13 protein-coding genes are annotated in these 13,789 nt (G+C 67.0%); 7 read left to right on the top strand and 6 right to left on the bottom strand.

Annotation, left to right across the window (positions count from 1 at the left end):
• Window positions 1-5 precede the first annotated feature (5 nt).
• The 6 genes from AWC17_RS11155 to AWC17_RS11180 all read right to left on the bottom strand — a co-directional run bounded on the left by AWC17_RS11155 (window position 6) and on the right by AWC17_RS11180 (window position 6,388).
• Window positions 6-524: a single-stranded DNA-binding protein gene (locus AWC17_RS11155; RefSeq protein ID WP_046182477.1), complete on the bottom strand. Its 519-nt coding sequence runs from the start codon at window positions 522-524 to the stop codon at window positions 6-8.
• Between the two features lie 112 nt (window positions 525-636).
• Complete coding sequence (rpsF, locus tag AWC17_RS11160) at window positions 637-927, bottom strand: 30S ribosomal protein S6 (protein ID WP_046182478.1); 291 nt, start codon at window positions 925-927, stop codon at window positions 637-639.
• A 141-nt stretch (window positions 928-1,068) separates the two neighbouring features.
• Complete coding sequence (locus tag AWC17_RS11165; protein WP_046182479.1) at window positions 1,069-1,710, bottom strand: DJ-1/PfpI family protein; 642 nt, start codon at window positions 1,708-1,710, stop codon at window positions 1,069-1,071.
• 52 nt (window positions 1,711-1,762) lie between these two features.
• Window positions 1,763-3,412, bottom strand: a complete 1,650-nt coding sequence (locus AWC17_RS11170; RefSeq protein ID WP_047323469.1) for a glycosyltransferase family 87 protein — start codon at window positions 3,410-3,412, stop codon at window positions 1,763-1,765.
• The gene (locus AWC17_RS11175) at window positions 3,409-5,970 is read right to left on the bottom strand and encodes a transglycosylase domain-containing protein (RefSeq protein WP_141224583.1); all 2,562 of its coding nucleotides are present in this window, start codon (window positions 5,968-5,970) and stop codon (window positions 3,409-3,411) included. The genes AWC17_RS11170 and AWC17_RS11175 overlap by 4 nt, the downstream gene beginning before the upstream one ends.
• Window positions 5,963-6,388 carry a DUF5318 domain-containing protein gene (locus AWC17_RS11180; protein WP_046186696.1) on the bottom strand — a complete coding sequence of 142 codons (426 nt, stop codon included), beginning with the start codon at window positions 6,386-6,388 and terminating at the stop codon, window positions 5,963-5,965. Before AWC17_RS11180 ends, AWC17_RS11175 begins: the two co-directional genes overlap by 8 nt.
• 120 nt (window positions 6,389-6,508) lie before the next feature.
• Here AWC17_RS11180 and AWC17_RS11185 point away from each other — a divergent pair, with 120 nt between their 5' ends.
• From AWC17_RS11185 to AWC17_RS11215, 7 genes are all read left to right on the top strand, one after another.
• Complete coding sequence (locus AWC17_RS11185) at window positions 6,509-7,390, top strand: DUF1707 SHOCT-like domain-containing protein (protein ID WP_046186697.1); 882 nt, start codon at window positions 6,509-6,511, stop codon at window positions 7,388-7,390.
• Window positions 7,391-7,538: 148 nt separating this feature from the next.
• A complete protein-coding gene (locus tag AWC17_RS11190; protein WP_046186698.1) occupies window positions 7,539-8,075 on the top strand; it encodes a PadR family transcriptional regulator in 537 nt (178 codons plus the stop codon).
• Between the two features lie 64 nt (window positions 8,076-8,139).
• Window positions 8,140-9,237, top strand: coding sequence for an inositol-3-phosphate synthase (locus AWC17_RS11195; protein ID WP_046186699.1), 1,098 nt, complete (start codon window positions 8,140-8,142; stop codon window positions 9,235-9,237).
• A 169-nt stretch (window positions 9,238-9,406) separates the two neighbouring features.
• Window positions 9,407-10,534: an LLM class flavin-dependent oxidoreductase gene (locus AWC17_RS11200; RefSeq protein ID WP_047323471.1), complete on the top strand. Its 1,128-nt coding sequence runs from the start codon at window positions 9,407-9,409 to the stop codon at window positions 10,532-10,534.
• Entirely contained in the window at window positions 10,531-11,700 is a 1,170-nt protein-coding gene (locus AWC17_RS11205) for a sulfotransferase family protein (RefSeq protein ID WP_046184544.1), read from the top strand. Before AWC17_RS11200 ends, AWC17_RS11205 begins: the two co-directional genes overlap by 4 nt.
• Before the next feature lies 1 nt (window position 11,701).
• A complete protein-coding gene (locus tag AWC17_RS11210; RefSeq protein WP_046184543.1) occupies window positions 11,702-12,505 on the top strand; it encodes a sugar phosphate isomerase/epimerase family protein in 804 nt (267 codons plus the stop codon).
• A 2-nt stretch (window positions 12,506-12,507) separates the two neighbouring features.
• Complete coding sequence (locus AWC17_RS11215; protein WP_046184542.1) at window positions 12,508-13,716, top strand: DUF1214 domain-containing protein; 1,209 nt, start codon at window positions 12,508-12,510, stop codon at window positions 13,714-13,716.
• Window positions 13,717-13,789 lie beyond the last annotated feature (73 nt).

Below are 13,789 nucleotides of genomic sequence, written 5' to 3' on the forward strand. Positions count from 1 at the left end.
GTTTGTTAGAACGGCGGTTCGTCGTCGCCGCCGCCGAAGGACCCCGATGCCGGGGCGCTGCCCCACGGGTCGTCGGCGGGCGCGCTACTCGCCGGCGCCGACCCTCCCTGACGGGACCCACCTCCCCCGCCGAAGCCGCCACCACCGCCACCGCCGCTGCGGCTGGCCTTGTTGACCTTGGCGGTGGCGTACCGCAGCGAGGGCCCGATCTCATCGACCTCCACCTCGAAGACGGTGCGCTTCTCGCCTTCGCGCGTCTCGAAGGACCGCTGCTTGAGCCGGCCGGTGACAATCACTCGTGAGCCACGGGTGAGGCTCTCGGCGACGTTCTCGGCGGCCTCCCGCCAGATGTTGCATCGCAGGAAGAGCGCCTCGCCGTCTTTCCACTCCCCGCTCTGGCGGTCATAGATCCGCGGTGTCGACGCCACGGTGAAATTCGCGACGGCAGCACCGGACGGGGTGAACCGCAGTTCGGGGTCGGCGGTCAGGTTTCCGACAACGGTGATGGTGGTGTCACCAGCCACAATTTCCTCCTCGTTCCGCCCTGCTACTCGCTTCTCCGACGGTGGATGGCACGTGTCCTCGCTGAGCCTACGCAAGTCCACCGACGGTGGGCCCACGACTCAGCCACGGGTGTTAGTGCTTGTCGGTGCGCATCACCTTGGTGCGCAAGACCGACTCATTGAGGCTCAGCTGGCGGTCGAGCTCGGAGACCGTCGCCGGCTCCGCCTTCAGGTCGACGACGACATAGATGCCTTCGGCGTGCTTGGCGATCTCGTAGGCAAGCCGGCGCTTCCCCCAGATGTCGATCTTTTCGACGGTTCCGCCGTCTTTACGGACGACGTTGAGGAACGTCTCCAAGGACGGAGCAACAGTGCGCTCGTCGAGCGTGGGGTCAAGAATGACCATGATTTCGTATGGACGCATGGAAACCTCACCTCCTCTGGTCTGCACGGCCACGGTCGATCCGCGGCAGGAGGGTCGCCTGCGTCGGCAACCGCACCAGGCTACCGGACGGTCGCGGTTGCCTCCAAAATCAGGGCGAATCCGGGCGCTCGAGCAACCCGGCTACTGCCGGGCGTCCAGGTATTCGGTGGCCCTGTCCATGGTCGCGTGATCGGCCTTGGCGAGGGAGCCCGAATCGAAGGGCGGCTGCGGGTCGTATTCGATGAGCAGCTGAGCAGCCTGCGCGGCCTGGCGATCGACCAGGAGCTCGACCAGCCGCAAGGCCATGTCGATGCCGCTGGACACGCCCGCGGCCGTGATGATCCGCTGCGGGAGGTGCTCGACGACTCGGTCCGGCACATAATGGGCGCCCAGCTCGTTGAGCAGGTCCCTGGCCCGCCAGTGCGTCGTGGCGGTGAGCCCGTCGAGCAGGCCCGCGGCGGCCAACAGCAACGCCCCGGTGCACACCGACGTGGTGAACGTCGTGGTCGGGTGTACCGCCTGCAGCCAGGCGCGGATGGTGTCGTCGTGGATCAGCTGGCGCGTGCCGATCCCGCCGGGAAACAGCACCACATCCGGCGAGGTGACCTCGTCGAACCGCGCGTCGCAGCTGAGGCCGAGCATCCCGTTTTCCGTACGCACCTCACCCCGGCGGTGACCGATGAACACCACCTCGATCGACGGGATGCGTTGCAACACCTCATAGGGCCCCACCGCGTCGAGCGCGGTCACCCGGGGAAACAACGGGACGGCGACCAGGGTCATGGCGCCACTCCTTCGACCCCGGCTGCGCCGGCATCGTCGTCGTCGGCGCGGGTCATCGCGCGGCTCCCGCCGGCACCGCGGACTCGATCTCGGTATCCGGCGCAGACGCGCGGCGCATGCCGGCCGGCCGCAGCCCGGCCGGCAGCCAACCGGCCGGAGCGTCGGGAGCGCGGTCGAAGGGACCGCCCGACGGGTCGTCCACCCGGCCGCCCCAGCGCACCAAGTCTTCGTCGGGTCGGTAGATCTGGCGGATTACCAACCCGCACAACGCGATGACGGCGATGTCGCGCAACAACACCGTTGTGGTGAAGAACTGCTCCGGCAGCGAGCGGTTCGGATTGCCGTACAGGTAGTACATCCGCGGCACCCACACCACCGCGTCGATGGTCATCCATGCCAATAGGATCCGGCGATGCGGCAGCGCCAGCACCGCCAGCGGCACCAGCCACAGCGAGAACTGCGGGCTCCACACCTTGTTGGTCAGCAGGAACACTGCCACCACCAGGAACAAAATCTGTGCCAGCCGCGGCCGCTGCGGAGCGGTGAGCACCACGTATGCGATTGCCGCACAACCGATTACGAACAGCACTGTGACCACGGTGTTCAGCACCGTGGGCGCCTGCCAGAACCCGAGCTTGGGATCGAACCCGCGCCAGCCGGTGAACGATTTCACCACGTTGTACAGCGAATCCATGTCGTCGCCGCGTCGGGTGTTGAGCCGGAAGAACTCCGACCACCCCCGCGGAAACAGCACCAACACGGGCAGATTCACCAACAACCACGTCACGGCGACTGTCCCCGCGGTGCTAGCCAGAGCGCGAAAGCGTCCGGTCCGGATCGCCAAGACCACCATGGGGCCCAGGAACAACAACGGATACAGCTTGGCCGCGACGCCCAATCCGATCAGCACGCCGGCAAGCACCGGTTTACGTCGCGCCCACGCCAGCAGCCCGGCCATGGCGAATGCCGTTGCCAGCGCGTCGAAGTTGGTGAAGATCTGGAAGATCACCAGCGGTGACGCGGCCACCAGGGCCGCATCCCATACCCGACGCCCGGCCAGGCCGGCGGTCGCCCAGACGGTGGCGAGCCAGGCCAGCGCCAGGCCGAACGCCGCGATGTCGAAGAACATCACCACCTCGGCGACCACCGGGAGCGGGGCCAGCTTGCTCAGCGCGGTGTAGGTCTTCGCCAGCGCCATGGATACGTACTGGTACATCCCGGTCAGCACCGGATACTCCATGTAGCGCACCGCAGGCCGACCGTCGTAGCGGGTCTGCGGGGTGCCGCTGCCGTCGGTCTCGACCCAGCTGGACTTGTAGGGAAACTTGCCCTGGCTCAACAATTCCGCGCCGTAGAGCGGAACGGTATCGGAGTAGCACAACTCGTAGTAGGCGCGTTGGTTCTCCCAGTTGGCCACCCGCTGATCACCCGTCCCGGTGCCGGTGCTCTGCAGGCAGGCCGCCTTCGTCGACCAGCCGAGCGCCAGGAACACCAGGCCGATCAAGAACATCACCCGCACTGGGGTCATCACCCGGGCACGGCCGATCAGCACGTGCCGGCCCACCGGCCCCCCGGCGACGTCGGCCAGCGCGGCGCCCAACGAGTCGGTGCGGCTCGGGCAATCCCGGTTGTCGACACTCCGCAGGTCGCCGGCCAGCGGCGCCGGGGAAATGGTGGCGCTGCGCTGCTCGGCGTCGGTCACGGTGGCGGCTGGCCGGGGGGCGGGGCTTGGGGTCCGCCCGGCGGGACGCCCGGCTCGGGACCGCCAGCGCCCGGCGATGGCGGCGCGTTGGTGATCGTCGTGGGCGGTCCGACCGGGATGGTGATCCCGGGTGCCACTTCGATGGTGGGCTGGATGACGGTCACCGACGGCGCCGGTGGCGGGGGCGGCGGCGCCGGGACACCCGCGTAGCCGCCGATCTCGGTCGGCTTGGGGAACGACTCGTTGGACGTGCCCTTCAGGGCGCCGTCCATCGTGGACTTCCAGATGTCCGACGGCAGCCCCGAGCCGTAAACCGGTGAACCCGAGGCGGTTACCAGCGGCACGTCGCCTTTCGCGGTGCCCACCCACACGGCCGTCGACAGCGACGGCGTGTACCCGACCATCCAGGCGTCCTTGTCGGCGGTGGTGTCACCCAGCTGCGTGGTACCCGTCTTGGCCGCCGACGGCCTGCCGCCCGACAAGGAGTGGCCGCGCGAATAGCTGGCGATCGGCTCCATGGCCGCGGTGACGTTGTCGGCCACGGCCTTCGGGATTCGCTGCTCGCCGTTGTTGTCGGACTTACTCGCGTCGAAGAGCACCTGGCCGTCGGAGTTGACGACCTTCTGCACGAAATGCGGCCGGTGGTAAAGACCGGAGGCCGCCAGCGTGGCGTACGCCGAGGCCATGTCGATCACCCGGGTCTGGTACTGCCCCAGCACAACGCCGTTGTTGGGCGGCCCGCCCTTGCCGTCCTCGGACAGCGTGTGGTCCACCCCGGGGAAGCTGGTCGCGATGCCGGCCTGGTGCGCGGCGTCCGCGACGGCCTGCGGGCCGCCCTTGAGCTTGAGCATCAGCCGGTAATAGGAGGTGTTCAACGACTGCTTGAGCGCCTGGGCGATGTTGCACGTCCCACAGCCCTCGCCGTCGACGTTCGTGATCTTGATGCCGTCGACCGTCAGCGGCGAACTGTCGACCTGGTAACCCAGCCCGATCCCCTGCTCGAGCGCGGCGACCAAAGCGAACACCTTGAACGACGAACCGGTTTGCAGCCCGGCCTGCGCGAAGTCGAAACCGTTGGCGTCCGTACCGCCGTAGTAGGCCCGTATCGCCCCGTCGTGCGGGTCGACCGACACCACCGCCGACCGCATGTCGGGGTCCTGACCGTCAAGGTATTTCGATACCGCCTTTTCGGCGGCCTGCTGGGCTTTCGGGTCGATGGTGGTGGTGACCTGCAAGCCCTGGGTGTTCAGGGTTCGCTCGTCGATGTTGAACAGCTCCATCAACTCTTTGGTCACCTGGCGCTCGATCAGCCCGTTGGGCCCCGTCGTCTGGTTCTCCGCGCGTGCCTGATCGGGCGGCACGGTCTGTGGGAACTCCTGCGCGGCGCGGTCACTGGGTGACAGCGCCTTGGTCTCCACCATGCCGTCGAGCACCCAGTTCCAGCGGGCCCGGGAGCCCTGCGGATCGACGGCCGGGTCCAGCGAGGACGGGCGCCGAATCAGCGCCGCCAGCAGCGCCCCCTCTGAGACGGTGAGCTGCTCGACGGGCTTGTTGAAGTAAGCCTTGGCGGCGGCGGAGATGCCATAGGCGCCCCGGCCGAAGTAGATGATGTTCAAATAGGCCTGCAGCACATCGTCTTTCGACCACTCCCCCGACATCTTGGTGGCGATGACGAGTTCCTTGGCCTTGCGCATCAGACCGCTGACGCCGTGTTGAGCCGACCCCACCAGCGCGTTCTTCACGTATTGCTGCGTGATCGTCGAGCCGCCCTGCAGATCGCCGTTGCCGAAGAGGTTGTTGTTCACCGCCCGCGCGAAGCCGCTGAAGTCGAACCCCGGGTTCGAATAGAAATTGCGGTCCTCGGCGGCGATCACCGCCTGGCGCACGTGCACCGGCACCTGGTTGATGTTGACATCGACCCGATTGCCTTCGGGCGGGATGATTTTGGCGATCTCGGATCCGTCGCTGGCCAGGATGGTGGAGACCTGGTTGGTGCGCAGGTCGCCCGGCTTGGGGATGTCGACGATGAAGTAGGCCATGGCGAACGTGACGATCGGCAGGATCAACAGCACCGCCGCCGACAGGTAGGCCGCTCGCCGCACCCACAACCAGTTGATCTGCTGAGTCCAGTGGACGTCGCCCCGCGGCCGGGGCCCGAAGCCGTCCGGCCCGCCGGGCCGTCCCCGTGGCCCGAGTGGCGGTGGTGGTCCTCCAGGCGGGCGGCCTCCGGCGCTCGGCCGGTCGCGGCGCGGCGACGTCCGGCTGTCCAGCGCGGCCTTCACCTCGTCGAGCGCATCCCGTTGCAAGGGAGTCGACGGAGGGCCGCCCAATGCGGCTTTGACTTCTTCGATGCTGGGATCGGACCGCCGGGGCGAGCGGTCGTCGACGACCGGCGGGAGGATCGTGGTCAGCCGGTCGTCCGGGGGAACTCCACGACGTTGGCCGGGTGCCGACGGCGCGTCACGCGGGCGCTCGCCGCTTCCATGTTTGCCCACACGCTCAGTCGCCGGCCCATCCGCATCGCTGGACGACTGGTTGTGGCGTCCGTCGTTATTCAATGGCCGTGCGCGCGCCGTTTCGCGCCGTCCGCGTAGTCCGGGTGCCCTTGGGTGGGCGCGCCGCGCCGAGCACGTACGACTTGACCAGATGATTCCAGCTGCAGGTTCGGCATACCTCCACCACGTGGACGGCGAACTCGTCGAAGCGGGTCGCCAGCAGGACCAACTCTTCGGCCGTGCGTGCCGAGCCCGATACCGGACCCAGGTGTTCGCCGAACACCCACGACACCAGCGTCAGCTGCTCCTTGCGGCAGATCGGGCACATGACCTGGCTCGGTTTCCCGTGAAACTTGGCGGCGCGCAGCAGATAAGGGTTCGCGTCACACACCTCGGACACACCCGTACGTCCCGAGTACACCTCGGCCAGCAGTGCTCGCCGCCGGAGGGCGTAGTCCACCACTTGTCGCTGCAGTCGCACGCCCCCCAGAGTACGTCGCCATCCAGACGACCGATACGCAACCAAACCGTGGCGGCCCGAGTCGGGCAATCGGCCGGTGCTTTCTGTGCCGGACCGGGGCCGGACTCTACGATCATCCCCGTGGCGAAATGGCTCGGGACATCGCTGGGCGGTGAGGCGGCGGCGAGCACCCGCGCCAAAGACATCAACCGGCAGGACGCCTGCAGGATTCTCGACAACGCCTTGAACGACGGTGAGCTCTCCATGGAGGAGCACCGGGAACGGGTCAGCGCGGCCACCAAGGCGGTCACCCTCGGCGACCTGCAGGCCCTGATGACCGACCTGCAGACCGACAGCACCGCGCTGCACCCACCCGCCGCCAAGGGTCCGCCGGTGTCACCGAAGTTCGGCGGCTGGGGCACGGTCGCCATCGCCTTCGCCGTGTCGGTGCTGCTGGGCATCGGCATCGGATGGGGCCTGTACGGGAACACCCCGTCGCCCCTGGACTTCACCACCGACCCCGGGGCTAAGCCCGACGGAGTTGGCGCCGTGGTGCTGACCCCGCCCACCCAACTGCATTCGGTCGGGGGGCTCACCGGGCTGCTCGAGCAAACGCGCAAACGGTTCGGCGACACCATGGGGTACCGGCTGGTGATCTACCCGACGTACGCGGTGCTCGACCGGGCGGATCCCTCCGACGATCGTCGGGTGCTGGCCTACACCTACCGCGGCGGCTGGGGCGACCCGACCAGCTCGGCCAAAAGCTCCGCGGACGGTTCTGTTCCGGTTGACCTGAGCAAGTTCGACGTCACGGCGACGGTGGGCATCATGCGCGGCGCCCCGCAGACCCTGCACATGAAGCCGTCGGACGTCAAAACCGAGTACCTCAACATCGAGCCGGCGGCGGACCCGACCACCCCCGGTGCCCTATCGCTGTCGCTGTATGTCTCCAGCGACTACGGTGGTGGCTACATCGTCTTCGCAGGTGACGGTACCGTGAAGCAACTGAATCTGCCGTCCTAGGCGGCCGGCTACCGGCGCGATTCGATTCCCGCGCACCCTGAGCTAATAGCCGACGAACATTCGGTGGTGTTGTGGCGAATATATCGAGGCGATACGATGACGCGAGGCGTCGAACCGTCGTAACCGATCGTGCAAAGGGGGTGATTCGATGCTTGAGCTCGCCATCCTGGGCCTTCTCATCGAATCGCCGATGCATGGTTACGAGTTGCGTAAACGGCTGACCGGTCTCCTCGGTGCGTTCCGTGCGTTCTCGTACGGTTCGCTCTACCCGGCCCTCCGGCGGATGCAGGCCGAAGGATTGATCGCCGAAGATGCCGCCCCGGCCGGAACGCCGGTTCGGCGCGCCCGGCGCGTCTACCAGCTAACCGACGAGGGCCGTCGGCGCTTCGGTGAGCTGGTAGCCGACACCGGCCCGCACAACTACACCGACGACGGCTTCGGGGTGCACCTCGCGTTCTTCAACCGGACTCCGGCTGAGGCGCGCATGCGCATCCTGGAAGGTCGTCGCCGTCAGGTTGAGGAGCGGCGGGAAGGCCTGCGCGAAGCCGTGGCGCGGGCCAGTAACTCGTTCGACCGCTACACCCGCCAACTTCACCAACTGGGGCTCGAGTCCAGCGAGCGCGAAGTGAAGTGGCTCAACGAGCTCATTGCTGCGGAGCGGGCGATGCCCGGCCTCTCCGAGTAGACGTAAAACCCTGCACGAATCCGATCAGCTGCGACACAAGGTTATGGAGTTAGGAGAACGCCCCATGAGTGAGCAGAACGCGCCACAGGCGTCGACGGAGGTACGAGTCGCCATTGTCGGCGTCGGTAACTGCGCGTCTTCGCTGGTACAGGGCGTCGAGTACTACCAGAACGCCGACGAGAACAGCACCGTGCCCGGCCTGATGCACGTGAAGTTCGGCCAGTACCACGTGCGCGACGTCAAGTTCGTCGCCGCCTTCGACGTGGACGCCAAGAAGGTCGGCTTCGACCTGTCCGACGCGATCTTCGCCTCGGAGAACAACACGATCAAGATCGCCGACGTGCCGCCCACCAACGTGACGGTGCAGCGCGGCCCGACCCTGGACGGCATCGGCAAGTACTACGCCGACACCATCGAGCTGTCGGACGCCGAGCCAGTCGACGTGGTCAAGGTCCTCAAGGAGAACAACGTCGACGTGCTGGTGTCCTACCTGCCTGTCGGTTCGGAAGAGGCCGACAAGTTCTACGCCCAGTGCGCCATCGACGCCGGCGTCGCGTTCGTCAACGCGCTGCCGGTGTTCATCGCCTCGGACCCGGTCTGGGCCAAGAAATTCGCCGACGCGGGTGTGCCCATAGTGGGCGACGACATCAAGAGCCAGGTCGGCGCCACCATCACCCACCGCGTGATGGCCAAGCTTTTCGAGGACCGGGGCGTGCAGCTGGATCGCACCATGCAGCTCAACGTCGGCGGCAACATGGACTTCCTCAACATGCTCGAGCGCGAGCGGCTGGAGTCCAAGAAGATCTCCAAAACCCAGGCCGTCACCTCCAACCTGCAGCGCGAGTTCAAGACCAAGGACGTGCACATCGGCCCGTCCGACCACGTCGGCTGGCTCGACGACCGCAAGTGGGCCTACGTGCGACTCGAGGGACGCGCCTTCGGCGACGTGCCGCTGAACCTGGAGTACAAGCTCGAGGTGTGGGACTCGCCGAACTCGGCCGGCGTCATCATCGACGCGGTGCGGGCGGCCAAGATCGCCAAAGACCGCGGCGTCGGCGGCCCGGTGATCCCGGCCTCGGCTTACCTGATGAAGAGCCCGCCGCAGCAGCTGCCCGACGACATCGCGCGCACCCAGCTGGAAGAGTTCATCAGCGAGGGCTGAGGCCGCCTGACCGGGCGCCCGACCATTGGGTGACGTTCAACGCGCTAGCACGTGCGCCAGCGCATTCGCGGATCACGTGATGGTCGGGGTGCGGTGCCGATGTGGCGTATGAGGCAGTGCCGCCAATTCGTCGACACGGCGCTGTGCGAGTGCTTAGCATCATCTCTCGATGACCGTTCAACCCGCCGCGTTCTTACGCACGACGCTCCCGCTGGACCTGTCCCGGCTCGAGGAGTTGGACAGCGGCAGGTACCACTCGATCTGGTTGCCCGACCACATGGTCAGCTTCTGGCCCGACTCGATCTGGACACCCGAGTTCACCGACCTGGCCGCCGCATCCCCTTCGCCGCACCGCCATCTGGACGGCCTGGCGGTAGCCGCCGCGGCCGCCGTCCTGACCGAGAACGTTCCGCTTGTCAGCGCCGTCGTCGACACCGTGCGCCGCCACCCCAGCATGCTGGCCCAGACGGCGCTGACCATCGACCACCTCGCCAAGGGCCGTTTCATCCTGGGCCTGGGCAGCGGCGAGAGCGAGAACACCCTGCCCTACGGCTTCGACTTCTCCAGACCGGTCAGCCGATTCGAGGAAGCGCTGAGGGTGATCCGGCTGCTCTGGGACAGCGACGGCCCGGTCGATTTCGACGGGCAGTTCTACTCGCTGCGCCACGCCCGGCTCGACACCGAGCCGTACGCGGGCCGCGCACCGCAGATCTGGATCGGCGCCAGCGGCCCGCGCATGCTCGAGATCGCCGGCCGGCACGCCGACGGGTGGTGGCCGGCCGGTGCCTGGACGCCGGAACACTACGCCGAAATGCTCTCCGCGGTAAGAGCATCCGCGGACCACGCTGGCCGCGATCCGCTGGCGATCACACCCTGCTTCATCCAGGTGTGCCTGATCGGAGAGAACGAGGACGCCCTGGCCGAGATCCTGCGGGCACCCCTGGTGAAGGCGTTCCTGCTGCAGGTATCGGCGGAGACGTTGCGCGGCTTCGGGTTTGAGCATCCGATGGGCGATGGCTGGCGCGGATTTCAGGACATCGACCCGGCGGTACTCACCCGCGAGCGGATCCTCGCGTTCCTCGACAAAGCGCGGCCCGAGATGGTGCTGGCCACCGTGCCACACGGGACACCGACGCAGGTTGCCAAGATCGTCAAGACGTACGTGGACGCGGGACTGCGCGTGCCCAAGATCCTGGATTACGGCGCCATGGCCGGCCTGAGGTACGCGGAGGCTTCGGCGGCGAACGTCCGCGCCGCCGAAGACGAACTGATGCGGCTGTGCGGGGGCCCGTCGTGACGACGCCCCTGGACGCCGTCCAGCTGCTTGCCGCCGCGGAGGCCGAAACCGGGCTGCGCGACTACGGCGATCCCACGCTGCCGCAACGCTTCACCGTCGCCGTCGACCACCTGAACGGCCTCGGCATGGACGCCGATGGCAACCGGCAAGCGGCGCAGGTGTGTCGATGGCTGCTGACGTCGCGTCTGGAATTCATCGAAGACCGCAACCGCTACCCGATCGCCGAGGAGGTGATCGAGGGGCCGATGTTCGTCACGGGCGAACCCCGTTCGGGGACAACGCTAATGCACGCCCTGATGTCCGTCGATCCGCTGGCGCGGGCGCTGCGCTTCTGGGAAGTGATGTATCCGTCACCGCCACCGGGCCTGGCCGGTCCCGCCGACGACCGCCATCAGCGGGCCGACGCCGACTGGCGCGAGATCAACGCCAAGATGCCCAAATGGCTGCACAGCCATCCCTATAACGACATGCTGGGCGACGGCCTGCCCGAAGACGAGCGCACCTGGGCGTTCGATTTCCGGGTGATGACGCCCACCGCCTGGTGGCGGGTGCCGATGCAGTCGCTGGTCGGCGGCCTGGCCACCGATGCAGCGGCGCAATATCGCCTCCACAAAGCCATGCTGCAGCAGCTGCAATACTATCGGCCGCGTAAGTACTGGGTACTCAAGGGCTTTCATGGCTTCCGGCTCAAGGAACTCTTCGACACCTATCCCGACGCGCACATGGTCTGGCTGCACCGCGACCCTGTACAGGTCGCCGCGTCGCGCACCATGATGATGGCCGACATCGCCGAAGGCATCGTCGGTCCGGTCGACCTGCACGCCGAAGCGAAGAAGCACCTCGAAATGACCCGATCCAGCATCGCCAACACGATGACCAATCCCTTGGTCGACGATCCGCGCATCCTGCACGTCCGCTACGCCGACTTCATCGCCGACCACATCGGCACGGTGCGGCGCTACTACGCGTTCTGCGGCCGCGAGCTGACGGACGAGGCCGAATCGGCGATGGGCGCCTACCTGGCCAACAATCGCGGCGACCGCTACGGCAAATTCAAGTACTCCACCCAACTGCTGATCGACATCGGCGAAGACCTCGATGCGCTGCACGCGGAATTCCGGCCGTTCCGAGAGCGATTCGGCGTGGCCATCGAGAACCGGGCGTGACATGACGGGCGCACACAAACGTCTGTCCGTGCACAGCGTCACCTTCTATGGCGACTCGCTCGCCGAGATGCAAGCGCACTGGGCGGCGCTCGGCGTGTCCCGGCTGAGCATCCTGGACAGCCAGCTGCTCGACCCGGAATTTCCAATGTTGTTGCAGTGCAACGACTACACCGTGGAGGCCGTCTACCACCTGTTCGCCGGCGGCGCGCTGTCCAGCGACCCACAGGCCGCCCGCGCCGCACTGTCCACCGTGATCGACGCCGCGACGGCCGTCGGCGCTCGCACCGTCTACCTGCTCACCGGTGGGCGCGGTGACCTCACCTGGGCACGAGCCGCCGAACGGTTCTGCGCGATGGTGGCCCCCTGCGTAACGCACGCCAAGACGGCCGGGGTGGCGCTGGCCATCGAGAATGCTTCCAGCCTGTATGCCGACATCCACCTCGCCCACACGCTGCGAGACACCGTCGCACTGGCCGAGATGTGCGGCTTGAGCGTCTGCCTCGACGTGTTCCACTGCTGGGCCGAAGGGGATTTCGATGCGATGGTGCAGCGGGCACTGCCGCGAACGGCGCTCATCCAATTGAGCGACTACGTCCTCGGCGACCGGGCGCTGCCGGGCCGGGCGGTTCCCGGCGACGGCACGATTCCGATCGAACCCTTCGTCGCCCAAGCACTTGCCGGCGGCTATGCGCACGGTTTCGACCTGGAACTGATCGGTCCCCGCATCGACCGGGAGGGACGCCTCGAATCCGCCCAACGCGCATGTGATGTAGTCGGCGCAATGCTCGACAGGCTGGGTGCGTGAGTATGGCTTTCGGTGACGGTCCCGACGACGCGGCGCTGCATTCGGCCTGGACCGAGTTCTGCGCGCGGCTGCAGCAGGCGGGCGAGCAAGTCTTCAAGCAGGCCAACCCGGCCTCCGGTGCGCATCGCGTCGATGCATACCGGTTTCTCACCCAAAACCTGGGCCAGGCCTTCGATTTGGCGCTCGAAACCCACGACACCCGCTACCCGGTGCTGCACACCTTCTGCGGCCCGACCCGCAAGCTCGGCGGCGACTGCGCCGACTTCACCTACCAACAAGCGTGGATCGACGGGCAATCGACCTACCGGCTCACCGGCACCCGCGGCAGCGCACGGTTCTTCAATGTCACGGTCCAAGGGCCACGCACACCCGGTCCGGGCGTGCTGCACGAGCCCTTCGGTGACACGCCGGAAGCCAATCTGCTCGGCCATCAGCTTCAGATCGGCGATGGAGGGCAAATCGAGCTCTACATCGGCGGACCCGAGCGCGGGCCGAACTGGCTGCCCACCACCTCCGGCTCACGAAAACTGTTCATCCGTCAGGGATTCGACCGCTGGGACGAGCGGCCGGCGCAGCTTCGGATCGAGCGGATCGACATGGACTCCCCCAAGCCGTTGCCCTCGCCCGCCGAGATGGTCGAGGCGATGCGCTGGGCCGGTGATTTCGTCTCCGGCCTGATGGCCGACTGGCCCGAGTTCCCCTTCACCTACGGCGGCGTCGACGCCACACATCCGAACTCTTTCCCGCACGTCGAAGCGACCGACGCAGACGGCAAGCGCGGCCGGGCCGCCGCGAACATGTACTGGGAGCTTGCCGACGACGAGGTGTTGATAGTCGAATTCGATGCCCACGACGGGCTGTGGATGCTGACCAATATGGGTGTCTTCTTCAACAGCATGGACTTTCTGTACCGGCCGGTGAGCTATACGCCGAGCCGCACGAAGACCGACGCCGACGGCCGCATTCGCCTCGTCATGGCTCATCGTGATCCGGGCGTGCACAACTGGCTCGACACCCAGGGCTTTCGGTGCGGCAACCTGACCTACCGGCACATGCTCGAGGGCGAGCCCGCCGCGCTGGGCGCCCGGATCGCCAAGCACGACGAAGTGCTCGACGCCCTTCCGGCGGACACCGCCATGGTGAGTCTCGCGGAACGCACCGCCGCGATGTGGGAGCGGTTCCACGGCATTCGCCGTCGTTACGTGCTCTAGGCCGTGTCTGTTAATTGTGGACGCGGTGGTAGGTGATGATGGCGGCCAGGGTGACGCCGCCGAGGTAGGTCAG

Origin of the sequence: Mycobacterium nebraskense, assembly GCF_002102255.1 — a bacterium.
Taxonomy (GTDB): Bacteria; Actinomycetota; Actinomycetes; order Mycobacteriales; family Mycobacteriaceae; genus Mycobacterium; species Mycobacterium nebraskense.